A 23,186-nucleotide genomic window follows, 5' to 3' on the forward strand; every position below is an offset into this window, starting at 1 on the left:
GCCGCGAACGTGTGAGTCGTGATGCATTTACGCAGGTGAGTGTGTTGCGACGAGGATGCCAGCGTGTCGGCAGCTGAAAGAACAGAGGTATGGGAGCATTAATCATAACCACACATTCGTGTGGTTATTTTTACTTTGGCATCATTTATCAGGGACACATTGTGCGCCAACTTCCGCTGTTGCTCGTTTGCCTGCTGCTGCAGGCCTGTACACAAACGCAAAAAGGACTCGAACAGACGGTGATAATGGCCATCGAAGGGCCAAAAGATGTCACTGTCACGCCTCAGGAAATTGATGCGCTGCCCTACGCCAGCCTGTATGCACGCATTAATGACGGCCCACGCATTTTTGTCGTGCTGGGTTACAACGAAAACGGCCAGCAAAAATGGATTACGCGTGACCAGTCCATGCTGGTAACGGCCCACGGCAGGCTGATTAAAACGCTGGGCCTGCCCGACAACCTGATGAACGTCAGTAACCTGCAACAGGATCCGCTGGCGAAAGGCCTGTCGCTGACCAACGGCCAGCACTGGACGCGGATTGTGCAGTGGACCGGGCAGGGCAAATTCCAGAGCGCCACCGTCAGTTCCACTTTCGAGCGTGGCGATGATGAAGTTCTGACGATTGCCGGAAATCGCATCCCCTGCCGCGTCTGGCATGAGGCGTTACGTATCGACAGCCTTGGCCGTGAGTGGCAAAACACGTTCTGGATCGATAACAGCAGCGGTCAGGTCGTGCAATCCCGACAGATGCTTGCTGCCGATACCTTCCCTGTTGAAATCACCATTCTGAAGCCGGCGAAATCATGAAAAAAATAACGCTATTGTTGGCAGGCGTGAGCCTGCTTACCAGTCTGGGTGCCCGTGCCGCAGGTCAGGTTACCGTCCATGCCCCGCAGGACACCGCCAGCGTGCAGCTCAATCAGGTCGAAAATCTGGCGCAGTTGGTGACGCAGCCCGCATTAATGGCCCAAACCGACTGGCGACGGGCCGTGATTGCTGAGCAGGGAGCGACAGCCCAGGCCCGGCAGCAGTATCAGCAGGCCCTGGCCGCGCTGCGTACCTGGCGGGCCGACAGCAGTGGTGAACAAGCCGCCGCCATTGACGCGGTGATTCGGCAGTTCAGCAACATGAAGGTGACGGGCCGTCAGTTCGTCACGCTGGATCCTGATCGCATCCGGCTGCATTCAGCAGACAACCGCCGCCTGGACGGGCGTTATGATCTCTATCTCACTCAGCCCAGTCATCATGTGCTGCTGCTGGGCGCGATTGCCGGAGCCGGACGCGAAGCCTGGCAACCGGGCAAGTCCGTGCGGGAATATCTGCGTGACCATCCACGGCTGGCCGGCGCAGAACGCAATTTCGCGGTTGTGATTGCGCCAGACGGAACGACGCAGAACGTCCCGATTGCTTACTGGAACCATCGCCATGTCGAACCTGAACCTGGCAGCATTATTTTTGTGGGCTTTTCCTCATGGAGCCTGCCAGGCGCCTTTGACGATCTGAATAGCCGCCTTGTTTCTGTTCTGACTCACCGGATACCAGACTGATGAAAAAACGTTATCTTCTCAGCCTGTTGGCTGTTTCAGTAGCAAGCGCCTGCCAGGCGCAGGCGGAAATGTATGAGGCGCCCGTCACGCCGTCACAGTCTGATTTCGGCGGCGTAGGGCTGATGCAGGTACCGACCGCGCGAATGGCAAGAGAAGGCGAATTCAGCCTTAACTTCCGCGATAATGACCAGTATCGCTACTATTCCGCCTCATTACAGCTTTTCCCCTGGCTGGAAACGACTGTGCGCTACACCGATGTTCGGACACGACGTTACAGTGCGGTAGAGAGTTTCAGTGGTAATCAAAGCTATAAAGATAAAGCCTTCGATCTGAAACTGCGGCTGTGGCAGGAAGGATACTGGTTACCTGAAGTCTCGTTCGGTACGCGCGATCTTGGCGGTACCGGCTTATTTGACAGTGAATATCTGGTCGCCACCAAAGCCTGGGGGCCCTTTGACTTTACGCTGGGCTTTGGCTGGGGCTATCTGGGCAACAGCGGAACCGTTTCCAACCCCTTCTGCTCTTACAGCGACAGCTTCTGTCAGCGCCCGGGCGTGGGACAGGCTGGCTCGATTAACGGTTCTCAGATGTTTCACGGCCCTTCTGCCGTGTTCGGCGGTATTGAATACCAAACGCCGTGGCAGCCGCTGCGCCTGAAAGTGGAATATGAAGGCAATGATTATAAAGATGATTTTGCCGGACGCCTGCCGCAGCGCAGTAAAGTTAACGTCGGTGCGATCTACCGCGTAACTGACTGGGCGGATATCAATGCCAGCTATGAGCGCGGCAATACCTTTATGTTCGGCTTTACCATCCGGACTAACTTTAACGATATGCATCAGGATCATATCGACAGCCCTAAACCGGCCTATGATCCGCATCCGCAGCCGAAATTGCTGGAGACCACGGTGACAGGCAATCAGCTGTCTGCGCTGAAGTACGACGCAGGCCTGGCGGGCCCGAAAATCCAGACCAAAGGCAATACGCTGTATGTATCGGGCGAGCAGACCAAATATCGCGATACCCGCGAAGGGGTCGACCGCGCCAATCGTATCATCATGAACAACCTGCCGGACGGCATCGATACGATTAACGTCACAGAGTCGCGCTTCAATATGCCGCAGGTGACGACAGAAACGTCCGTTGCCAGCCTGCGTAATGATCTGACTGGCTACCCGTTAGGACACGAGCAGTCTCTGCAGCAGGTACGCAAAAATCCGGTCGATCCGGGTCAGACCGAGCAGGGGATGTTTATTCGCAAAGATCGCCTGGATTACGATCTGTCTCCGGTACTCAATCAGTCTGTCGGCGGCCCGGAGAGCTTTTATCTGTATCAGGTCGGCGTCATGGGCAACGTCGATTACTGGCTGACCAATCATCTGCTGGTCAGTGGCAGCCTGTTTGCTAACGTGGCAAATAACTATAACAAATTCAATTACAACGGTGCCCCCGCCGATTCCACCCTGCCCCGCGTGCGTACGCATATTCGTGACTACGTTGAGAACAACGTTTACGTCAACGATCTGCAGGCTAACTACATGGATTATCTGGGCAATGGTTTCTACGGCCAGGTCTATGGCGGCTATCTGGAAACCATGTACGGTGGTGTCGGGGGCGAAGTGCTTTATCGTCCGGTGGACAGCAACTGGGCGGTGGGCGTAGACGCCAACTATGTGCGCCAGCGTGACTGGAACGATATGATGCGGTTTACGCATTACGAAGCCCCGACCGGCAACCTGACAGGTTACTGGCGGCCGTGGTTTGCGGAAGATGTGTTGGTTAAGGCCAGTATCGGCCAGTATCTGGCGAAGGATAAAGGCGTCACGCTGGATGTCTCTAAACGCTTCGACAGCGGCGTCATGGTCGGCGTCTATGCGACCAAAACCAATGTCTCCTCTCAGCAGTACGGCGAAGGCGACTTTACGAAAGGTTTCTACATTTCCATCCCAATGGATCTGTTTACCGTGACGCCAACGCGTGGCCGTGCGCAGATTAACTGGGTTCCGCTCACCCGCGATGGCGGTCAGATGCTGGGACGCAAGTACCAGCTGTATGACATGACCTCGGATCGCGATGCGCGGTTCAACTGATAAAGAGGGCAGCCTGCGGGCTGCCTTCTTTTTTGTCTGCGTCGTCCTCAGCTGAAAGGCCCGCGCGCCACGCCGCTCACCGATGTGTTTTTACAGCCGCATAATCTTCCACCCGATCGCGCTGGCTTTGCGCCACCGCAACATAGCGGCTGGCAGGATGACTAAAATATCTGCCTCACCTTGACGCGCCTGACCACATCACAAATTACCCCCACAGGTTTCATTCCAGCGTGTGCCTTCACATCCGGCCAGGCCCGGCGGATTGCGGAGACGGAGAGCAGGTCTGACCAGCGCACCAGCGTTTGCATTTACGGTGATTAAAACGAAAATGGTTTCCACTATGTGAAAGGAGAGACTCTATGGCTACGCATGTTGTCGCCAAACGCGGTAAAAAACCTCGCAGCACGTCGGCACCTCCCGCTCCGGCTGGCGGTCAGGTTCAGTCACTGACACGGGGGCTGACGTTGCTGGAGTTGATCGCCAGTTCACAGGGTAGCGTGGCACTTACCGAACTGGCACAACAGGCGGGTTTACCAAACTCGACCACCCATCGTCTGCTGACCACAATGCAGCAGCAGGGCTTTGTACGCCAGGTGGGCGATCTGGGTTTCTGGACAATCGGCGCGCATGCGTTTGTGGTTGGAAGCAGTTTTTTGCAGAGCCGCAACCTGCTGGCGCTGGTGCATCCGGTGTTACGTTCACTGATGGAGAGTTCGGGCGAAACGGTCAATCTGGCGGTGCTGGACCTGAGCGACTTCCAGGCGGTCATTATTGACCAGGTACAGTGCACGCAGCTCATGCGCATGTCCGCACCGATCGGCGGCAAGCTGCCCATGCATGCTTCCGGAGCGGGCAAAGCCTTTCTTGCCCATCTCAGCGACGACAAAGTGACCGCGCTGCTGCACCAGAAGGGCCTGCATTACTACACACCCAATACGCTGATGTCTCCGCAGAGCCTGAAAACTAACCTGGCACAAATACGTACCCGTGGATTTTCTTTCGATGACGAAGAGCATGCGCTCGGCTTGCGTTGCGTGGCGGCACCCATTTATGACGAACACGGCGAGCCTTTTGCCGCGCTGTCGATTTCGGGTCCAATTGCCCGCATGACTGACGATCGCATTACCGAACTGGGCGCGCTGGTCATTCGGGAAGCGCGCCAGGTTACCCAGGCCTACAGTGGTCGTTAAGGAACGGGCTTTGCACCGTGCGCGAGTCCGGAAATCGACGCGTAGATCACTGGCGCGATCCAGCGCGCCAGTGGCTGATGGCCTGTCATATCAGGTGTTTAGTAAACCTTTATAGACGGCATCACGCACCATCACAGGAAACTGCCCATTCACCCCCTCCGGTGTGGTATTGGTCATGGCGACCACGCACAGCGCGTTTTGACGATCCACGAACCAGGTGTGTCCATACGCTCCACTCCACGACAGCGTACCGGCTGACTGAGGCGACAGGGCAGCATCCGGATCCACCAGCAGTGCCCAGCCCACACCAAATCCCCATCCCGGCCCCTGCGTAGCCCAGTTTGCCGTCACGTGTTCCTGCGTCATGTAGTCAAAACTTTCACGCGTGATTAGCGGCGCGCCTTCACGCCGGACGGTTTCCAGCACTTGCATAAAATCGAGGGCCGTTCCTGCCATACCGCCGCCGCCGCACGGCCAGGCATCGGGTTTGAAAATACGGCCGGGGCTAAAAATCGCGGCGCCTTCACCGAAAGGGATCTGCTGATTATCACGCATGACTGAAGGCACCGGGTTGTCGTCCGTGTAGACCGTGGTTAATCGCGACGCGTCTCTGACGCTAAACAGCGTGTCTGCCATCCCCAGTGGGCTCGTTATATGGTGATTCACCAGTTCTGGCAGGCTTTTACCGGTCGCCCGCACCATGATTTCACCGAGGACATCGATGCCCAAGGAATAACGCCAGCCGGTGCCGGGACGGAACTGTAACCGGGTGCCCGCAAGGCGCTGCAGATTCTCTTCCAGGGTGAGTCCGGGCTGATAGTCGATGCCGTCTGACACATTGCGTGAGTGATAAAGCGAATCCGCCGGGGCGGAATAACGATAGCGTAAACCTGACATATGGCTCAGCAAATGCCGCACCCGGATAGTGGCTGGCTCACCGTTCTCAAGGCAGGGACGGAAATCCGGAAGCCAGCGGGTGATATCGTCGTCCAGTGTGATATCCCCTTGCTCGATCAGGCGCATGGCGGTCAGGCTGACAATGGGTTTGGTGAGTGACGCAAGACGGTATATCGCATCCACAGACATGGCTTTATTTTGCTCTCTGTCCGCCCACCCCGCCGCCCGTTGATAAATCAGTTTTCCCGCCTGAGCCACCATCACTGTGGTACCCACAACACGCTGGCTATTAATCGCATGATCAATAACCGCATCCATTGCGGCTTCGAACTTTGCCGGGGCAGGAGAGAGTCCAGAGGTAAAATAAAACATAATGAAGTCCTTTTTTAATCAGAAGTAGTGAGAAAGATAAAACATCCAATCTCAGGCAATATTTAATCTTTAAAGAATGTATTCACTTAGATAATTTAATAATGAAAAATAAAAACCAAACCACAATGGTTAAACTAGATAACATCTCATCATTAAATAACACACGCCTTACATAATAACTCTCTCCCCTTTTCAACTGGTCAACCAATAGGGAATTTGAGTCTACCTTATCGGCATCCATAGTATTTGTGACCGACCTCTTTTTTTTAAAAGGGCAGAATGATTACCATGCTCTACGCCGAAAATACGCGTATTAACGCATCAGTACAAATAACAGCGCGCCTTTTAGAGAACACAGAGCGGGGCATTATTCTGGTCAACCAAAATTTACCACGCTAAATAACGGCGTTAAAAGTTACTATTTATTTAACAAAAAATACTCACCTGCATTAAAGACTGACAACGCAAACACACACCCGCGTTGTTTATTCTTTAGAGCTTTATTTAAAAGTTCGCATTACTTTTTCACGCTTATACGACACCTGAATGCGTCTGAGCGCCACTCCGATTTTATTAAGGGAATATTATGACAACGTTAGCACAGCCCGTGCGCAGAAAAGTAGGGACAGGCACCGCCATTGGCTATGGCATTACCGATATTTTTGGCGGTGGGTCCATGGCTTTAATCGGTACATGGTTACTGTTTTTTTATACGACGTTCTGTGGGCTTTCAATGTTGGAAGCCAGCTCAATTTTTGCTATTGCCCGTATTATTGATGCCATTCTGAGTCCGGTGATGGGATATATCACCGATAAATTCGGCAGTACCCGGCTGGGTAAGCGCTTTGGTCGCCGTCGCTTCTTCCTGCTCATCAGCGCGCCAATGATGTTTGTTTACGCGCTGGTCTGGGTCAGCGACATGAACTACTGGTACTACCTTGGTACCTACCTGGCGGTAGAACTGCTGGTTGCCATGGTGCTGGTACCGTGGGAAACCCTGGCGGCAGAGATGACCAATGATTTTGGTGAAAGAACACGGATGGCCGCCATCCGCCTGACATTTTCTCAGGTAGGAACCTTCCTGACCGCTTCGGTGCCGGGCATTGTGATTCAGTATTTTGGCCAGGATTCGGCGCTGACCTATACCTACACCGGTATTATGTTTTCCTGCCTGTTCTTTATTGTGGTGTTGATTACCTGGTATTGTACCTGGGAGTCAAAAGATATGAACCTGGAAGAGTTTGAACGGCGCAATACGGGTCCCAGCCTCGGATTATTGAGCCACCTGAAAAATATGTTTGTCGAGTTAATGACAACATTCAAAATAAAAATATTCAGACAACATTTAATTATCTATATCTCTTCATTTACTGCACTGGATATTTTTATTGCTGTCTTCGTTTACTTTGTTGTCTACGGTTTAAATCTGGATGCGGCAAACGCGTCGGCCTATCTTTCCATTGCGACGTCCGTCTCCATTCCTTCCACGCTGCTTTTCATGTTTATGCTGGATAAACTGAATGTCAGGCCCGCCTACGCCATGCGTATTTCCTACCTGTGTATTTTAGGTGTGCTGGGTTATCTGATTTTAATGTTTATCGGCCATTCGGCAGTGTCGTCATGGTGGTTGACCACGCTCATTTTTGTCCTGCTGGGTTTTGGCCGTGCGGGGCTTTACTTTATCCCCTGGAATATTTACAGCTTTATTCCCGATGTGGATGAAATGGTCACGCGTCAGCGGCGCGAAGGCGTTTTTGCTGGCGTCATGACGTTGATGCGAAAAAGTACCGTGGCCGTCGCCATTATGGTGGTGGGTGCGGTACTGGAACACAATCATTTTGTTAAAGGCCAGTTAATTCAACCGGAAAGTGCGCTCAATGCGATTACCGGGCTCCTGGTCTTCGGCACCGGCGGTCTGTTACTGATCAGTTTATATATGACCTTCAAATTTAAACTGACACGCGAAACGCATCGGGTATTGGTGAATGAAATTGATCGCCTCAAGGCAGGCGGCGATAAAGCCGACTGCACACTCGAAACCAAAGAGGTCGTGAAAGCCCTGACGGGCTACGACTACGAGCAGGTCTGGCAACAGGATAAATGCACCCGGCCTTAATCTGGTCGGGTTGACGCGGGTCAGGAAAGGTAAAACGCAAGGCATGCGGATAACCGCCCGGCCCGACGTCATCCGGCTCTGTTCACATACGGTATGGATACGTGATGAAAATTGCCCTATTTTGCATTCTGCTTGTCAGCCTGTTTTTCCCGTCCTCTCCGCTTTATGCTGCCGCGATTAATGACGATGAGGACAGCCTGCGCATTCGTCTGAAAAACGATTTTCGGCGGGCCGACAAACCCAGCGCGGGTTCAGATCGTCATATTTACGCCTGGGTACAGGGTGGGCTGATTGATGTGAATACGCGCTATTACAATGACGTCATCGGCGTGAGCGCGGGAGCGTATTATGTGTACAAGCTGGGTGCAAACGCCGGCTGGAGCACCCGCTATTATCTGGACGGCCACGACAGCTTTGGTGTGGCCATTGGCGCGGTCAAACTTAAACCGGCAGAGAATCTTCGCCTGACGCTCGGGCGGTTTGGGACGGATTATGGTTACGGCAGCCTGCCCTGGCGCATCCCGTTGATCGCCGATAATTCGTCACGCACGATACAGACAATTTCTGAAGGTGCACTGGCCCACTTTGAGGCGACAGAGAATCTGGAATTCTGGTCAATGTGGCGTAAGCGCGCGTTCTATTATGTCGACTCTGCCACGGGCGTGCGTGATGAAGGCGTGATTAACAGCACAACAGGGAAATACCATCCCCATCGGAGCCGCGGCTATCTGGTGGGATCCTGGCACGATGCTTCTTCGCGGTATTCACTGGGTGCCTCTTATCAACAAGATGTATCGACTCAGGTGCAAAGCATCGTCGAAAAAACCTATGCCTTTGCTGACGATCGCGCACTCAAATGGGAGCTGATGGGTTTTTATGGTCAGGCTGAGGGGATGAGTAAGCCTCTCAGTTATCACCATGAGACGGCGTTGATTTCCGGGCGATTAACCTATTCGTTTGCGAATGCCCGGTTATTTGGTGCCGTGGGTAAGCTTACCCATGATATTGATGGTCGCATTATCTATACGGATATTGGCTATCCCGACTCGCTGAGTATTGATCGCAATAAAGAAGGCATGCTGTCTGTTCAGCTTGGCGGGCAATATTTCTTCACCCCGAACGTCGGCGTTATGCTGGGCCCGATTCTTACTCACGGTTATGAAGACAAACAGCGCCATACCAGAATCAACGGAGTGGGCCTGATGGGCGCGATCCTGTACAACGTTGCAGAGGGCCCGTTTAAAGGCCTGAACATGTATATTGCCGCCGACAGAGCCAGGGAGAAGCGCCCCGGTAGCTCACTGGGTGACCGGCTCAATTACTGGGATGTGAAAGCCGGTATGCAATATGACTTCATGCTGAAGTAACAAATCATCAGATGAAGTAGCCTGTATGTTTCCAAAGTGGCATCTCTTGATGCCGCTTTTAATTATTCTCGCAATTTATTGTTAATTAAAGAATAAAACGGCGCGCCAACGCGTCAGCCTGCTTATCTTAACGTGCGCTGAACCCTGTTATCCCGATCGTGAGGTGGTAAAATTTTTGCCGCAACGGTATCTGACGGGAGCATCACTATGAGATCTGTCTCTCAGCAACGTCCTTATCAGCAAGTCGCCGCAAAAATCCGGCAGCGCATTGTGGAAACGCCCTATCGCCCGGGCGGGCGCCTGCCACCCGAGCGTGAAATGGCTGGCATGCTTAACGTCAGCCGCACCGTCGTTCGCGAGGCGCTCATTATGCTGGAAATCGAAGGGCTGATCGAAGTCAGACGGGGAGCCGGTATTTACGTCACAGCGCACAGCTCTCCATGCCGTATTAGTGAGGCAAATCCCTCCTTTCACAACGATGCCGGCCCGTTTGAGCAGCTTCAGGCGCGACAATTGCTGGAAAGCAATATCGCGGAGTTTGCCGCCCTGCAGGCGACACGGGCGGACATCATCAAAATGCGTCAGGCTTTGCTGCTGGAAGAACGCGAGCTGACCTCGTGTTCGCTGGGAAACCCGGAAAAAGGTGATATGCACTTTCATCTGGCCATCGCTGAAGCCACGCATAACAGTATGCTGGTCGACGTATTTCGCCAGTCATGGCAGTGGCGCGAAAACAACCCTATGTGGATTCAGCTGCACAGCCATCTTGGCGATACCCAATACCGTAAAGCGTGGCTGGTCGATCACCGGCAAATTCTTGCCGCGCTGATCAAAAAAGATGCCCGCGCCGCTAAGCTGGCTATGTGGCAGCATCTGGAAAATGTGAAGCAGCGTTTACTGGAATTTTCCAACGTGGACGATCTCGACTTTGATGGTTATCTGTTTGACTCCTGGCCGCTGGCAAAGAGTGACGGCTGAAGCGGTTCCCGTTCCTGGTCGGGATGCTCTGGGGTTTTATAACGTGGTGCAAGCCTGCTGCCATAGCGCACACAGAAGCGCTGGGCGGGCTGCCAGGCAATAACATCCTCAATATGCCCCTGCGCAATGCGCCGCTGCTGGGCGCGCCACCAGCCCGTGTCAAAAAGTTCCGGATGCCGTTGCTGGAGCAGCGCACCGACTTTCGGCTCACTGCACAGGGCATAACGAAAGGTTTCAGGAAAAACATCATCTGGCCCAACGCTGTACCAGGGCTCGGCGCTTAACTCGTCCTCGTCATAACGCGCCGCAGGCACGTCACGGAAATGGAGTTCCTGCATCGGGCGAATCTCATCGTAGTCATAAAACACCACGCGTCCATGACGGGTGATGCCAAAATTTTTAAACAGCATATCACCGGGAAAGATATTGGCGGCAGCCAGTTGTTTGATCGCGTTGCCATATTCTTCAATGGCCTGAGCGCGTTGGCTGTCGCTGGCCTCAGCCAGAAAAAGGTTAAGCGGCTGCATACGACGTTCCAGCCACAGATGACTGATGATCAGGCGATCGCCTTCAATACGCATTTTTCCGGCAATCGTATTCTGGAATGCCACCAGCAGTGCCGGCGTAATGCGTGCGAGCGGCAGCGCAAACTGTTCAAAGGCCTGCGTGTCAGCCATGCGTCCCACACGGTCATGTTCTTTAACCTGCTGATAGCAGGCCCTTACCTGCTCTTCCGTGACCTCTTTTTGCGGAGCAAAGCGATCTTTGATGACTTTGAACACCCGATCAAAGCCCGGCAGCGTAAAGACCAGCATCACCATGCCAGGGATGCCTGGCGCAATCTCAAAGGCGGCATCCGTTTGCTCCAGCGCCTGCAGATATTCCCGGTAGCTTTCCGTTTTGCCATGTTTCTGGCAGCCGATGGCCATATAACGTTCTGCCAGCGTTTTACCCGGTAAGACAGGCTTCAGCCATGCGACCAGCGCGCCGGGTAATGGGGCATAAACCATGAAGTACGCGCGGGCAAAGCCGAACACGATGCTGGCCTCGTTCACATCCGTCAGGCAGGTATCGATCCACAATTCACCTTGCTCGCTGCGCTGAACCGGCAACAGGCATGGCAGGATAGCGTCGGGCAGATGCAGGCGAGCCACGACCCAGGCGGTTTTGTTGCGGTAAAACAGCTCACAACAGACGTCCAGCCAGCCCTGTGCCAGTTGCGCGGAAGAGAACGCCTCATGCAAATGGCGTACAATCCAGGCTTCATCGCGCGCCTGATCCTGCCAGGGCAGCGTCAAAGGCACATCGCGTAGCACCTCATGCAGCAGTGTTTGCCAGCCCCGATCGGGCCGATAGGTTCGCGCCAGTGGACGCGAAACCTGACGTTGTGGCGCAGGCGGTTGCGAGCTGAAGATAAATAACCGTTCCGGCTGTAATGCATGGTGACCATGCAGCCGGCAGTAAACGGAATTGAAAAAGCTTTCAGCAATTTCATAACGCGGATAACCGGGTAACAGGGTTTCATAGTGGTTTTTGATCTTCAGCCAAAAAGCATCGTCCCAGTGCGCCGCCCCGTTCAGTGCGCGCAGTTGATCGGCAACCAGCGCCACATGGTGGTCATAAAGATGAATTCGTGCCTTCATAGCCTGCTGTACGGCCAGCCACTCAGCCTGTTCAAAACGCTGCTGAGCACCCGCCGTAATATCAAGAAAACGGCCATACTGCGCATCGAAGCCCTGCAGAATGGTGTGCGCGATTAGGGATTCACGTGGCGGCATAATCCACTCCTGAAAAAGCCCGCCCACCGTTACCGGGCGGGAAAGACACAGACTTCACTCAAAACTGATGCTCTTCGGTCGATCCGGTCAGCGCCGTAACGGAGGACTGACCGCCCTGAATAATCGTGGTGACCTGATCGAAATAGCCGGTGCCCACTTCCTGCTGATGCGAGGAAAAACTGTACCCCCGCTCCCGGGCAGCGAACTCTGGTTGCTGGACTTTTTCAACATAGTGACGCATGCCTTCGCCCTGAGCATAAGCCTGTGCCAGGTCGAACATGTTGAACCACATGCTGTGAATACCGGCCAGGGTAATGAACTGGAAGCGATAGCCCATCTCACTGAGCGCCTGCTGAAAGGCCGCTATGGTGCTGTCGTCGAGGTTCTTTTTCCAGTTAAACGAAGGCGAACAGTTGTAAGCCAGCAGTTTACCGGGAAAGCGGGCATGGATGGCTTCGGCGAAGCGCTGTGCCATCGTCAGGTCGGGCGTCGACGTTTCACACCACAGCACGTCAGCATAAGGCGCATAAGCCAGACCGCGGCTGATAGCCTGCTCGATGCCGGCATGAGTGCGGTAGAAGCCTTCCGCGGTACGATCGCCACGGATAAACGGACGGTCATAGTCATCGCAGTCAGAGGTGATCAGGTCAGCGGCATCGGCATCCGTTCGCGCCAGCAGAATGGTGGGAACACCCATCACATCGGCGGCCAGGCGTGCAGCAACCAGTTTCTGTACGGCCTCCTGGGTAGGCACAAGTACCTTGCCTCCCATGTGGCCGCATTTCTTCACGGCCGCAAGTTGATCTTCAAAGTGGACCGCTGCGGCCCCTGCGCTGATCATCGCCTTCATCAGTTCAAAGGCATTCAGCACGCCACCAAAGCCCGCTTCGGCATCCGCCACGATGGGCAGAAAATAGTCGATAAAGCGGCTGTCGCCCGGTTCAATGCCGTTGGCCCATTGAATCTGATCGGCACGTTGAAAGGTCTGATTAATCCGGGTGACAACCTCAGGCACCGAGTTCACCGGATACAGCGACTGATCGGGATACATTTGCCCCGCCAGATTGGCATCGGCGGCGACCTGCCAGCCAGAGAGGTATATGGCTTCTATTCCGGCTTTGGCCTGCTGCAATGCCTGACCGCCGGTTAAAGCGCCGAGGCTATTGACGTAACCTTTGCGCGCGCTGCCATTAAGTAATGACCAGAGTTTACCGGCACCCCGCTCGGCCAGCGTACAGGCTGGCAGAACTGAACCGCGCAGCGAGATAACATCTTGTGCGCTGTAAGGGCGGGTAATTCCCTGCCAGCGTGCTTCCTGCCAGTCTTGTTCGAGTTGCTGAATCTGTTGTGTACGTGTCATGGCAACCACTCCTTATGTCAGGGAAGCAGGCGATAGCCCGGCAGAGTAAGAAAAGGAACCAGTTCGTTTTCGGTAGTGATTTGCGCCATTAATCGCGCTGCTTCCTCATAACGACCTGAACTGAACGTCTTATCACCCAGATTCATCTGCAGCGTTTGCAACTCATCGTTGAGCAACTGCTGAAACAGCGACGCCGTGACCTGCTGCCCATCGCGCAGGGTTTTCTTGTGATGGATCCATTGCCAGATAGAGGTACGGGCGATTTCGGCGGTGGCGGCATCTTCCATCAGGCCGTCAATAGGAACGCAGCCGTTGCCGCTAATCCAGGCTTCGAGGTATTGCAATGCCACACGGATATTGGCGCGCATCCCTGCTTCCGTTCGATCGCCTTCGCAGGGCGCCAGAAGCTGTTCGGCCTGCACCGGAGCGTCTTCGTGGCGCAGAACATGAAGCTGATTGGGGTGATCGCCCAGCGCCTGGTTAAACACCGCCATTGCGGTATCGGCCAGGCCTGGATGTGCGATCCAGGTGCCATCATGTCCGTTACTGGCTTCGCGCTGCTTGTCTTCCCTGACGCGCTGCAACACCCACTGATTACGTGCGCTGTCTTTACTGGGAATAAGCGCTGACATACCGCCCATAGCAAAGGCACCGCGGCGATGACACGTTTTAACCAGCAACCGCGAGTAAGCATCCAGAAAAGGCTGAGCCATGGTCACGGACTGACGATCAGGGAGAACCCGATCTTCATGTTCCCGTAATGTTTTGATGTAGCTGAAAATGTAATCCCAGCGCCCGCAGTTCAGGCCTACGATATGATCGCGCAGATTCCACAGAATCTCGTCCATCTGAAACACGGCGGGCAGCGTTTCAATTAAGACTGTGGCTTTAATTGTGCCTCGCGCCAGATCAAAACGATCCTCAGCGAAGCTAAAGATCTCTCGCCACCAGGCCGCTTCCTGCCAGCTTTCCGTTTTAGGCAGATAAAAATAGGGACCGCTACCTTTCGCCAGGAGATTCGTGACGTTATGAAAAAAGTAGAGTGCAAAATCAAACAGGCCGCCAGGAATGGCATTGCCCTGCCAGCTGACATGTTTCTCTGACAGATGCAGTCCGCGTACCCGACACATCAGGACAGCCGGATCGGCGCGAAGCTGGTAGATCTTGCCTGTCTCGCTGGTATGAGACAATGTGCCAGCCACGGCTTCACGCAGGGTTTGCTGCCCTTCCATCAGCTTTTCCCAGGTCGGTGCCAGGGAATCCTCAAAGTCAGCCATAAATACTTTTACGTTCGCATTCAGGGCATTAATTACCATTTTGCGATCCGGCGGTCCGGTAATCTCCACGCGACGATCCCGTAAATCCGAGGGAATACCGCGAATCGTCCATTCTCGCTCTCTGATGGAAGCCGTTTCCATTTCGAAATCAGGTAACGACCCGGCATCGTACTTTTCTTGTCGTGCCTGTCGCGCCGCTAATAACGTATCGCGTTGGGGGGCAAAACGGATAACCAGATCCTGTAAAAACGCGACGGCCTCTTCAGTAAGAAGCTGTTTTTCAAGATGATAAAAGGGCTTCTGGAAGTGTAATTCGTGGGTAATAACTGAGTCTGTCATGCTTGCTCTCTCCTGTTTACAGGCAGATCAACATGGTCGATCCACAAAAAGGGTGATTAGTGAGCTACAGGATCAGAGCATATGTATTTTAAATGTAAAATCAAAAACTATTTCCATTTTAATTGAATATTATATTTATAGCATTGAAATTTATGGTTTTATTTTTACTTTCCTTTAGGTAATGCCTTTCAAAGCTTTTCAAGGGCGAAAAAAAACCGTGTTGCCAGCCAGCTAACACGGTTCAGTTGTAATGAAAGTGCGCTTATTCCAGCGTCGGATTCATATGGCGCAGATCAAACGGCGTAATTTGATAGACGTAATAGTTCAGCCAGTTTGAAAACAACAGGTTTCCATGGCTACGCCATGTGGCGCGTGGATGACGCTGCGGATCATCGTGGGGGAAGTAATTGTACGGCACGTCAGGGTTCAGCCCTGCGTCATAGTCGCGCTGAAACTCTCCCGCCAGTGTTAACGCATCATATTCCGGGTGACCCGTAACGAACACCAGCCTCTTGTCCTTGCTTGCCATCAGGTAGGCACCGGTTTGTTCCGATTCAGCAAATAATTCCAGATCGGTGTAATCGGTGATCAGCTGAGTGGGGAAATCCGCATAACGCGAATGCGGAGCGAGAAAATTATCATCGAATCCCCGCGTCAGTAAGGCATGGGGATGGAGAATCTGATGTTCAAATACGCCTGCAAGTTTCGTCTGTCGGGTTTGTTTAGGAATACCATACAAAATATTCAGTGCTGCCTGTACAGCCCAACAGACAAACAGGGTCGAGGTAACATGATCTTTCGCCCACGCCAGCACCTGCTGTATCTGGGGCCAGTAGGCGACATCGTTAAATTCAACCAGGCCCAGCGGCGCACCTGTAACGATTAAGCCATCATAGTTATCGTGCTGGATGTCCTCAAAGTTACGGTAGAAATTATTAAGGTGATCGCTGGGTGTGTTACGCGATTCACGGCTGTCGATACGCAGCAACTGGACATCAATCTGCAAAGGTGAGTTAGAGAGCAAGCGCAGGAACTGGTTTTCGGTCTCAATCTTTTTAGGCATCAGATTAAGTACCAGAACTTTAAGTGGGCGGATCTCCTGAACACTGGCGCGCGACGACGTCATCACGAAGACATTTTCGTTACGTAAAAAATTCACTGCCGGTAATTCATCGGGAACCCTGATTGGCATGACTTAATCACCTCTTGTAACCATATATACGTTTAGACATCCAGACAGCCAAAGATAACGGCTCTTTTGCTAAATGTCGAGTCTGCATATCGACAGGTGAAAAAGTTTCAAGGCACTGTTACAGCCCGCACTGGCGGGTCAGAGACAGGCTTTACCTTGTGCGGGCTTTCTGGAACCAGACGGTGGCAAAAAACCGTAACGCCGCAAAATACGCTGTGCCTCATCAGTATGGAGGAAGGCGGCAAGCGGCATGGCGGAGGGTGAAAGAGTGGCCCAGCCGTATTGCGCCCGTACGTTGTAAGCAGGGGGAATATTAAGCACCAGCAGGGACTGGTGATGCCTCAGGCGGGGCGCATAACTGGCATAGCCAATAAAGAGTTCAGCGTAGCCTTCATCAATGAGCCACTGGGCTGCCAGTCTGCCAACAGGAACAGGCAGACTGTCCGGGCCACCAACCAGGGCGTTTGCTTTGTTCCGGATTCGGCTGCCCTGACCGGGATATCGCTGCTCAATGTTTTCGAATAACTGCCACGTGTAATCCCCTGAGGGATCGTACAGGGGCGTTGAGGTTGCCAGCCGTAAATCATCACGTTGCAGTAATGACAGCCAGTCGTCTTCTGCAGAGACATCCTCCCGCCTGGCAGTCAGACACAGCCTGTTATCGATGAAATGACCGGTGTCCTCTGCCAGACCTTGTCGCGACAGGCTTGTGGGATGCTGCAGGTTGGCCGAAACAAACATGTCACCGACTTCACCCTGTTCGATGCGCTGACGCAGTAAACCAGCCGGGCCATAGTGTGTTTGTGTCGTTATGCCGTATTCCGCGCTGAACGCGGCAACCAGCACCGGCCACACATCGCGCAGACTACCGGCCGCCAGAATCTGGAGAGGTTTCATGATAGGCGGTCCGGTAAAAGCGGCGATACCAGCGGTCGGCCCGCTGCTGCATATCCACATCGCGAAATTTGTCAGGATAGAGTTTTTTCGCCATCCACAGTTCACCTAACCCTATGGCTTCTGGCATCGGATAGCCCCATGCCTTGGCATAGTCAGGCATCAACCAGACACGGTGATGTTTGACAGCATCAATGGTCTGCCAGAGCGGATCGTGCTGAATCGCCTGAACAACCTGCGGATAGCGGTTCTGCACAAAAATTACCTGCGGATTCCAGACCACCACCTGTTCCATGCTGACCTGCCTGAAACCCTGAATAGTCGATGCTGCCACGTTCAGTGCGCCAGCATGGGCCATCATCAGCCCCGTATATTTCCCGGCACCGTATGTCGTCAGACTGGGATTGGCCATATAGGCGCGTACACGCTGCTGTTCAGGGAGATCGTGGAGACGATCAGTCACCTCTTTACGCCCCGCAAAGGCTGCTGAGATGAGAGCTTTGGCCTGCTGCTGCCTGTTCACCACCTCACCTATCAGGGTGATGCCTTCCTTTATCCCGGGATCGTAGGCCTTATCTTCATTTTGCATACTGGGATTAATTTCGCCCTGCTGCCCGGCGTCATCGTGACGCAGTGAAATCGCCAGTACAGGAATGCCCAGTGCGGAGATCTGGTCAATCATCTCTTTCGGCGCATAGTTGGTGACGAATACCACCTGTGGATGCAGTGCAATTAGCTTTTCCAGATCAACATGGGTCAAATCACCCAGCATTGCTTTATGCGTCAGCTCAGGCACCAGCGTTGCGTAATTGTCCCCTAACTGCTGTTTCCAGTTAGCCAGTATCCCTACGATTTTATCTGTCGCATTTAACTGCACCAGAAGATTCAGCGTCTGGTGCTGAAGCACAACTACGCGATCAACCCGATCCGGGATTGTAACGTTACGACCAAGCTGATCGGTCACGATGCGGCTGGCGTAGCTGTTCCATGCGGTAAAGATAAGTAAGCCTGTAAAGACGAGGTGATTCGGTCTGATTTTCAATGAAGGTCCCCTGTAGCGTAATGTATTTGATTATATAGCGATGCACCGCGACAAGGTAAACAGTGGATGCACCTGTCGTTGTCGCGGGTCTGCGTGGCAGGGATGACTGTCGGTGTCGTGGCATTTTCGATGCAGGGCGCGCCTGACAGACAGCGCCAGCCCATTGGTTCGGTTTGCTGACCTTGAAATGCGCGTATGCCCTGACATCGCTCTGCATGCTGATATCCACTTAAGAGGGCATGTTTTTAGCTGAGACAAACTACAAAAGATGAGAATAAATCGGCAGGATTAGTGCGTACTCAGCAAATACGCTTTATCCTGGTGCATTTAACCTGTTTACTCATGATTAGGGCCTGAAAATGTCAGTTCAAAATAACGTCCCCATTGTTGAAATATGTTATTTCCGTATTAAATCCCTACACAGTTAACCTGATGATATTCACTTTTACACACTGCAATTAATCTTATCAGCTTGATATTAATTAGAGCACACGACGTTAATTTTAGATCGCGTTCCTTTTGCTAATTTGATTTTAACGGAGCCAGACAGACTCCTTCATCAACCGGAATCAAGGGGTAATGTTATGAAAATCAATAAAGTATCATCAGCCGCTGCGGCTGTAGCATTGACACTGATGTCTTTTGGTTGTTTCGCCGCAGAAACGGTCTCTGCCACCTCGTTAACGCTGGATGGCGCGGTTTCTAAAATCGCCAGACAGGCTAAACAGCAGGGCGAGCATTTTAAAGTGATTAGTGCTGACACGAATAACTACGCACACGTCACCGCTGAATTATATAAATAATGTCAGTAAGTGAAATAAAAAGCCGGTTTTAAAACGCCTCCCGGCGCTTTAATTACCGGCTTTTCAAACTTTTATATTCATATCTTACCGTGCCGACGTATATTTCCCTGCATTAACACGTAATTAAATCACCAGTATTTAGCCCCTGTACGTCCCATCTTTTCTTCCAGTAAAACGAATGCGCCCAAAGTCACGTTAAGCACAGACATAACCGTTTCTTGGATCACGGCAGGGGTGACGCGTTCGTTTGATTTACTGGTTTTGATATTGAAAGAGATCGGATGTCATAACGTCGGGATGATGGCAGGCTTACCCTGTTTCACGACATTATTTATATTCAGGAAAGGAGGCGGAAATACGTCATAAGCCATCGTCTCATCGCGTTGCTATAAACGGGATGAGAATGGGCTGACAGTCGACGGAGGGTTCCGGCATGATGGTTTCGCGCGCCCGGTCAGGCAGCAACAGAGATCTGCCCTGAAGCCCGCAGAGGTCCGGCAACCCCCGCCCTCCCCGGACGGCGGACGTAAAAAAGCCCCGTACTTCCGTACGGGGCTTCTTCACCTGATTGATGCCTGGCAGTTCCCTACTCTCGCATGGGGAGACCCCACACTACCATCGGCGCTACGGCGTTTCACTTCTGAGTTCGGCATGGGGTCAGGTGGGACCACCGCGCTACAGCCGCCAGGCAGATTCTGTCTGCCGCACCGCCCTCTCGGGCCGCACGGCGTTATCCGGTAAACAAGGCTGAAAATTCTTTCTGTCTCTCAACCAAAACGCCTCTGGCGTTGTAAGGTTAAGCCTCACGGGTCATTAGTACCGGTAAGCTCAACGCATCGCTGCGCTTACACACCCGGCCTATCAACGTCGTCGTCTTCAACGTCCCTTCAGGAGGCTCGGAGCCTCAGGGAGAACTCATCTCGGGGCAAGTTTCGTGCTTAGATGCTTTCAGCACTTATCTTTTCCGCACTTAGCTACCGGGCAGTGCCACTGGCGTGACAACCCGGACACCAGCGGTGCGTTCACTCCGGTCCTCTCGTACTAGGAGCAACCCCCCTCAATTCTCCAGCGCCCACGGCAGATAGGGACCGAACTGTCTCACGACGTTCTAAACCCAGCTCGCGTACCACTTTAAACGGCGAACAGCCGTACCCTTGGGACCTACTTCAGCCCCAGGATGTGATGAGCCGACATCGAGGTGCCAAACACCGCCGTCGATATGAACTCTTGGGCGGTATCAGCCTGTTATCCCCGGAGTACCTTTTATCCGTTGAGCGATGGCCCTTCCATTCAGAACCACCGGATCACTATGACCTGCTTTCGCACCTGCTCGAGCCGTCACTCTCGCAGTCAAGCTGGCTTATGCCATTGCACTAACCTCCTGATGTCCGACCAGGATTAGCCAACCTTCGTGCTCCTCCGTTACGCTTTGGGAGGAGACCGCCCCAGTCAAACTACCCACCAGACACTGTCCGCAGCCCGGATCACGGGCCCACGTTAGAACACCAAACATTAAAGGGTGGTATTTCAAGGACGGCTCCACGCAGACTGGCGTCCACGCTTCAAAGCCTCCCACCTATCCTACACATCAAGGCTCAGTGTTCAGTGTCAAGCTGTAGTAAAGGTTCACGGGGTCTTTCCGTCTTGCCGCGGGTACACTGCATCTTCACAGCGATTTCAATTTCACTGAGTCTCGGGTGGAGACAGCCTGGCCATCATTACGCCATTCGTGCAGGTCGGAACTTACCCGACAAGGAATTTCGCTACCTTAGGACCGTTATAGTTACGGCCGCCGTTTACCGGGGCTTCGATCAAGAGCTTCTCCTTACGGATAACCCCATCAATTAACCTTCCGGCACCGGGCAGGCGTCACACCGTATACGTCCACTTTCGTGTTTGCACAGTGCTGTGTTTTTAATAAACAGTTGCAGCCAGCTGGTATCTTCGACTGGCCTCGGCTCCGGGAGCAAGTCCCTTCACCTACGCGCCAGCGTGCCTTCTCCCGAAGTTACGGCACCATTTTGCCTAGTTCCTTCACCCGAGTTCTCTCAAGCGCCTGGGTATTCTCTACCTGACCACCTGTGTCGGTTTGGGGTACGATTTCGTGTTACCTGATGCTTAGAGGCTTTTCCTGGAAGCAGGGCATTTATCACTTCAGCACCGTAGTGCCTCGTCGTCACGCCTCAGTGTAAAGTGCACCGGATTTGCCTGGCGCACACACCTACACGCTTAAACCGGGACAACCGTCGCCCGGCCGATATAGCCTTCTCCGTCCCCCCTTCGCAGTAACACCAAGTACAGGAATATTAACCTGTTTCCCATCGACTACGCCTTTCGGCCTCGCCTTAGGGGTCGACTCACCCTGCTCCGATTAACGTTGAACAGGAACCCTTGGTCTTCCGGCGACAAGGTTTTTCACCTTGTTTATCGTTACTTATGTCAGCATTCGCACTTCTGATACCTCCAGCATGCCTCACAGCACACCTTCAACGGCTTACAGAACGCTCCCCTACCCAGCAACGCTTACGCGTCGCTGCCGCAGCTTCGGTGCATGGTTTAGCCCCGTTACATCTTCCGCGCAGGCCGACTCGACCAGTGAGCTATTACGCTTTCTTTAAATGATGGCTGCTTCTAAGCCAACATCCTGGCTGTCTGTGCCTTCCCACATCGTTTCCCACTTAACCATGACTTTGGGACCTTAGCTGGCGGTCTGGGTTGTTTCCCTCTTCACGACGGACGTTAGCACCCGCCGTGTGTCTCCCGTGATAACATTCTCCGGTATTCGCAGTTTGCATCGGGTTGGTAAGCCGGGATGGCCCCCTAGCCGAAACAGTGCTCTACCCCCGGAGATGAGTTCACGAGGCGCTACCTAAATAGCTTTCGGGGAGAACCAGCTATCTCCCGGTTTGATTGGCCTTTCACCCCCAGCCACAGGTCATCCGCTAATTTTTCAACATTAGTCGGTTCGGTCCTCCAGTTAGTGTTACCCAACCTTCAACCTGCCCATGGCTAGATCACCGGGTTTCGGGTCTATACCCTGCAACTTAACGCCCAGTTAAGACTCGGTTTCCCTGCGGCTCCCCTATACGGTTAACCTTGCTACAGAATATAAGTCGCTGACCCATTATACAAAAGGTACGCAGTCACACCACGAAGGTGCTCCCACTGCTTGTACGTACACGGTTTCAGGTTCTGTTTCACTCCCCTCGCCGGGGTTCTTTTCGCCTTTCCCTCACGGTACTGGTTCACTATCGGTCAGTCAGGAGTATTTAGCCTTGGAGGATGGTCCCCCCATATTCAGACAGGATACCACGTGTCCCGCCTTACTCATCGAACTCACAGCTCATGCACCTTTGTGTACGGGAGTATCACCCTGTACCCTGCGACTTTCCAGACGCTTCCACTGATGCACAAGCTGATGCAGGTTCTGGGCTCCTCCCCGTTCGCTCGCCGCTACTGGGGGAATCTCGGTTGATTTCTTTTCCTCGGGGTACTTAGATGTTTCAGTTCCCCCGGTTCGCCTCATGCCGCTATGGATTCACTGCATGATAGTGTGACGAATCACACTGGGTTTCCCCATTCGGGTATCGCCGGTTGTAGCGGTTCATATCACCTTACCGGCGCTTATCGCAGATTAGCACGCCCTTCATCGCCTCTGACTGCCAGGGCATCCACCGTGTACGCTTGGTCGCTTAACCTCACAACCCACAGGCGTTTATCTGTTTACCGTAACGGCTGCGCGTAAAGAATGCATCGTTGCGCGGTGCTCGCCATGCTCACGTACTTCAGTACGCTCCGCTGGCTGTGCGCCGACGCGCCTTGCTTTCTTTACTGCTCGCGCGCTACTGCATAACAGTTGCTTGTAAGCTGTAAGCTTTTGAGAGACCCGAACGCATCATGCTGTGTTCCTTATTACGGAGGAACACCATGTGCGTCGTTTCA

Annotated in this window: 15 protein-coding genes and 2 rRNA genes; 8 read left to right on the forward strand and 9 right to left on the reverse strand. The window is 53.2% G+C overall.

All coding sequences use genetic code 11. The features are described from left to right. Window positions 1–161: 161 nt before the first annotated feature. The 4 genes from GC087_RS21620 to iclR all read left to right on the forward strand — a co-directional run bounded on the left by GC087_RS21620 (window position 162) and on the right by iclR (window position 4,829). The gene (locus GC087_RS21620) at window positions 162–809 is read left to right on the forward strand and encodes a YjbF family lipoprotein (protein ID WP_006121542.1); all 648 of its coding nucleotides are present in this window, start codon (window positions 162–164) and stop codon (window positions 807–809) included. Further along, a complete protein-coding gene (locus tag GC087_RS21625; RefSeq protein WP_205950967.1) occupies window positions 806–1,549 on the forward strand; it encodes a capsule biosynthesis GfcC family protein in 744 nt (247 codons plus the stop codon). The genes GC087_RS21620 and GC087_RS21625 overlap by 4 nt, the downstream gene beginning before the upstream one ends. Then, a complete protein-coding gene (locus GC087_RS21630; protein ID WP_324029332.1) occupies window positions 1,549–3,639 on the forward strand; it encodes a YjbH domain-containing protein in 2,091 nt (696 codons plus the stop codon). Before GC087_RS21625 ends, GC087_RS21630 begins: the two co-directional genes overlap by 1 nt. A 359-nt stretch (window positions 3,640–3,998) precedes the next feature. Further along, on the forward strand, window positions 3,999–4,829 hold the full coding sequence (gene iclR / locus GC087_RS21635) for a glyoxylate bypass operon transcriptional repressor IclR (RefSeq protein ID WP_324029334.1): 831 nt from the start codon (window positions 3,999–4,001) through the stop codon (window positions 4,827–4,829). 90 nt (window positions 4,830–4,919) lie between these two features. On the opposite strand, the gene GC087_RS21640 is transcribed toward iclR, so the two are convergent. Next, window positions 4,920–6,098 (reverse strand): serine hydrolase domain-containing protein, encoded by a 1,179-nt coding sequence (locus GC087_RS21640; protein WP_324029336.1) that lies wholly within the window; start codon window positions 6,096–6,098, stop codon window positions 4,920–4,922. Window positions 6,099–6,684: 586 nt separating this feature from the next. On the opposite strand from GC087_RS21640, the gene GC087_RS21645 reads away from it, so the two are divergent. From GC087_RS21645 to uxuR, 3 genes are all read left to right on the forward strand, one after another. Further along, the gene (locus GC087_RS21645) at window positions 6,685–8,214 is read left to right on the forward strand and encodes an MFS transporter (protein WP_324029338.1); all 1,530 of its coding nucleotides are present in this window, start codon (window positions 6,685–6,687) and stop codon (window positions 8,212–8,214) included. A 104-nt stretch (window positions 8,215–8,318) separates the two neighbouring features. Then, on the forward strand, window positions 8,319–9,581 hold the full coding sequence (uidC, locus tag GC087_RS21650; RefSeq protein ID WP_324029340.1) for a glucuronide uptake porin UidC: 1,263 nt from the start codon (window positions 8,319–8,321) through the stop codon (window positions 9,579–9,581). 207 nt (window positions 9,582–9,788) lie between these two features. Continuing rightward, a complete protein-coding gene (gene uxuR, locus GC087_RS21655; RefSeq protein ID WP_039339087.1) occupies window positions 9,789–10,559 on the forward strand; it encodes a Uxu operon transcriptional regulator in 771 nt (256 codons plus the stop codon). Here the strand turns inward: uxuR and aceK are convergent. The 6 genes from aceK to GC087_RS21685 all read right to left on the reverse strand — a co-directional run bounded on the left by aceK (window position 10,517) and on the right by GC087_RS21685 (window position 18,441). Then, complete coding sequence (gene aceK, locus GC087_RS21660) at window positions 10,517–12,337, reverse strand: bifunctional isocitrate dehydrogenase kinase/phosphatase (protein ID WP_324029342.1); 1,821 nt, start codon at window positions 12,335–12,337, stop codon at window positions 10,517–10,519. The genes uxuR and aceK overlap by 43 nt on opposite strands. A gap of 58 nt (window positions 12,338–12,395) precedes the next feature. Further along, window positions 12,396–13,697 (reverse strand): isocitrate lyase, encoded by a 1,302-nt coding sequence (gene aceA / locus GC087_RS21665; RefSeq protein ID WP_054688447.1) that lies wholly within the window; start codon window positions 13,695–13,697, stop codon window positions 12,396–12,398. Window positions 13,698–13,714: 17 nt separating this feature from the next. Further along, window positions 13,715–15,313, reverse strand: a complete 1,599-nt coding sequence (gene aceB / locus GC087_RS21670; RefSeq protein WP_205952478.1) for a malate synthase A — start codon at window positions 15,311–15,313, stop codon at window positions 13,715–13,717. A 262-nt stretch (window positions 15,314–15,575) separates the two neighbouring features. Beyond that, window positions 15,576–16,505, reverse strand: coding sequence for a homoserine O-acetyltransferase MetA (metA, locus tag GC087_RS21675; protein WP_033738928.1), 930 nt, complete (start codon window positions 16,503–16,505; stop codon window positions 15,576–15,578). 138 nt (window positions 16,506–16,643) lie between these two features. Next, window positions 16,644–17,402 carry a substrate-binding domain-containing protein gene (locus tag GC087_RS21680; RefSeq protein WP_054688455.1) on the reverse strand — a complete coding sequence of 253 codons (759 nt, stop codon included), beginning with the start codon at window positions 17,400–17,402 and terminating at the stop codon, window positions 16,644–16,646. Further along, window positions 17,371–18,441, reverse strand: coding sequence for an ABC transporter substrate-binding protein (locus GC087_RS21685; protein ID WP_416383423.1), 1,071 nt, complete (start codon window positions 18,439–18,441; stop codon window positions 17,371–17,373). Before GC087_RS21685 ends, GC087_RS21680 begins: the two co-directional genes overlap by 32 nt. A 584-nt stretch (window positions 18,442–19,025) precedes the next feature. On the opposite strand from GC087_RS21685, the gene GC087_RS21690 reads away from it, so the two are divergent. Then, window positions 19,026–19,244 carry a YdgH/BhsA/McbA-like domain containing protein gene (locus GC087_RS21690; RefSeq protein WP_006122329.1) on the forward strand — a complete coding sequence of 73 codons (219 nt, stop codon included), beginning with the start codon at window positions 19,026–19,028 and terminating at the stop codon, window positions 19,242–19,244. Window positions 19,245–19,817: 573 nt separating this feature from the next. On the opposite strand, the gene rrf is transcribed toward GC087_RS21690, so the two are convergent. Together rrf and GC087_RS21700 are read right to left on the reverse strand one after the other, a co-directional pair. Beyond that, window positions 19,818–19,933, reverse strand: a 5S ribosomal RNA gene (gene rrf, locus GC087_RS21695). A gap of 103 nt (window positions 19,934–20,036) precedes the next feature. Further along, window positions 20,037–22,942, reverse strand: a 23S ribosomal RNA gene (locus GC087_RS21700). Window positions 22,943–23,186 lie beyond the last annotated feature (244 nt).

Source organism: Pantoea sp. JZ2, from assembly GCF_035191405.1.
GTDB classification, from domain to species: domain Bacteria; phylum Pseudomonadota; class Gammaproteobacteria; order Enterobacterales; family Enterobacteriaceae; genus Pantoea; species Pantoea stewartii.

Excerpts from the sequence above, each read along its gene's own strand:
- aceA (WP_054688447.1), bottom strand. The coding sequence starts at position 13,697 with ATGACACGTACACAACAGATTCAGCAACTCGAACAAGACTGGCAGGAA.
- GC087_RS21625 (WP_205950967.1), top strand. The coding sequence starts at position 806 with ATGAAAAAAATAACGCTATTGTTGGCAGGCGTGAGCCTGCTTACCAGT.
- iclR (WP_324029334.1), top strand. The coding sequence starts at position 3,999 with ATGGCTACGCATGTTGTCGCCAAACGCGGTAAAAAACCTCGCAGCACG.
- metA (WP_033738928.1), bottom strand. The coding sequence starts at position 16,505 with ATGCCAATCAGGGTTCCCGATGAATTACCGGCAGTGAATTTTTTACGT.
- aceB (WP_205952478.1), bottom strand. The coding sequence starts at position 15,313 with ATGACAGACTCAGTTATTACCCACGAATTACACTTCCAGAAGCCCTTT.
- GC087_RS21640 (WP_324029336.1), bottom strand. The coding sequence starts at position 6,098 with ATGTTTTATTTTACCTCTGGACTCTCTCCTGCCCCGGCAAAGTTCGAA.
- GC087_RS21690 (WP_006122329.1), top strand. The coding sequence starts at position 19,026 with ATGAAAATCAATAAAGTATCATCAGCCGCTGCGGCTGTAGCATTGACA.
- uxuR (WP_039339087.1), top strand. The coding sequence starts at position 9,789 with ATGAGATCTGTCTCTCAGCAACGTCCTTATCAGCAAGTCGCCGCAAAA.
- aceK (WP_324029342.1), bottom strand. The coding sequence starts at position 12,337 with ATGCCGCCACGTGAATCCCTAATCGCGCACACCATTCTGCAGGGCTTC.
- GC087_RS21645 (WP_324029338.1), top strand. The coding sequence starts at position 6,685 with ATGACAACGTTAGCACAGCCCGTGCGCAGAAAAGTAGGGACAGGCACC.
- GC087_RS21630 (WP_324029332.1), top strand. The coding sequence starts at position 1,549 with ATGAAAAAACGTTATCTTCTCAGCCTGTTGGCTGTTTCAGTAGCAAGC.
- uidC (WP_324029340.1), top strand. The coding sequence starts at position 8,319 with ATGAAAATTGCCCTATTTTGCATTCTGCTTGTCAGCCTGTTTTTCCCG.
- GC087_RS21680 (WP_054688455.1), bottom strand. The coding sequence starts at position 17,402 with ATGAAACCTCTCCAGATTCTGGCGGCCGGTAGTCTGCGCGATGTGTGG.